Origin of the sequence: Sporosarcina obsidiansis (assembly GCF_009651005.1) — a bacterium.
Taxonomy (GTDB): Bacteria; Bacillota; Bacilli; order Bacillales_A; family Planococcaceae; genus Sporosarcina; species Sporosarcina obsidiansis.
This window is the reverse complement of sequence record NZ_WHVW01000046.1, coordinates 1-1,448: the sequence shown is the minus strand read 5'-3', so window position 1 is coordinate 1,448 and position 1,448 is coordinate 1. Positions and strand designations below refer to the sequence as shown.

Annotated in this window: 1 protein-coding gene; it reads left to right on the top strand. The window is 38.4% G+C overall.

All coding sequences use genetic code 11. The annotated features are described in order from the left end of the window. Positions 1-57: 57 nt before the first annotated feature. Positions 58-1,412 (top strand): IS3 family transposase gene (locus tag GD002_RS17565; RefSeq protein WP_153733655.1). Its coding sequence is split into 2 segments (ribosomal slippage): positions 58-511 and positions 511-1,412, totalling 1,356 coding nucleotides; the frame shifts between segments, so codons are not numbered across the junction. Positions 1,413-1,448: the final 36 nt, after the last annotated feature.

Here is a 1,448-nt window from a genome sequence, read left to right as displayed (position 1 = left end):
AAATGAACTGCACCCCAATTGTTAGACACAACTAACAATTGGAGGTGCAGTTTTTCTATGGCAAGATTCACAGCTGAAGATAAATTGAACGCTGTAAAAAGAGCCCTGCGAGGAAACGAAAGTTATAAATCAATTGCCCAATCCATGAGTGTCAATGAAATGGCTATTCATAAATGGGTAAAGCAATATAAGTACAATGGAGACCATGCTTTTATCAAACGATATACAAATTACACTCAACAGTTTAAACTGGACGTACTAAACTTTATGATTGAAAATGGCACATCCTCCAGGGAGACGGCAGCGATTTTTAATATTGCTAGTCCTGAGTCGGTTTTACGTTGGAAAAAACAATTCGAATCACATGGAATTGATGCCCTTCAATCAAAGAAAAAGGGGCGTCCATCCATGAAAAAAGAACCCACTCAACAACCAAAACAAGTATCAGCTGAAGACTCTAAAGAAGCACTTGAAGCACGTATTAAACAACTGGAAATGGAAAATGATTATTTAAAAAAGTTGAATGCCTTAGTTCAAAAAAAGGAAACATCACGAAAGAAGACAAAGTGAAAGTAGTCTATGAACTAAGGCATAAATACCCGGTGAAAGCCCTTGTGAGGCTCGCTGGCATTCCACGTAGTACGTATTACAATGTAGTGAAACGGATGGATCGAACAGACCAAGACGCAGATTTGAAAGAGGAAATCAAAGCGATTTACGAAGAACATGAAGGCCGTTATGGTTATCGTCGTATTCGTGATGAGCTGGCGAATCGTGGACAAAAAGTGAACCACAAGAAGGTTCAACGGATTATGAAAGAGTTAGACTTGAAATGCTTGGTGCGTATGAAAAAATATAAATCTTATAAAGGCACGGTCGGTAAAATTGCGCCCAATATTTTAGACCGCAACTTTACAGCGGAGGCTCCGAATGAAAAATGGGTCACAGACATAACGGAATTCAAATTATTTGGTGAGAAACTGTATCTATCACCTGTTTTGGACTTATTTAATGGTGAAATTATTACGTATACCATTGGTTCTAGACCCACGTATTCGCTGGTTTCAGAGATGTTGGAGAAGGCCTTGAAGGGCTTACCAGAAGAGCACCAGTTACTAATGCATTCAGATCAAGGCTGGCATTATCAAATGAAGCAATATCGACACAAACTTGAATCAAGGGGAATTGTACAAAGTATGTCCCGTAAAGGAAACTGTTATGACAACTCCGTGATGGAGAACTTCTTTGGCATTATGAAATCGGAGTTCCTCTACTTAAAGGAATTTGAAAGTGTTGAACAGTTTAAAATAGAATTAGAGAATTATATCAATTATTATAATACGAAACGGCTGAAGGCAAAACTAAAAATGAGTCCGGTGCAATACCGAACTCATTTTACCAAAGCTGCCTGATGAAATAACCGTGTCTAACTTTAAGGGGTCACTTCA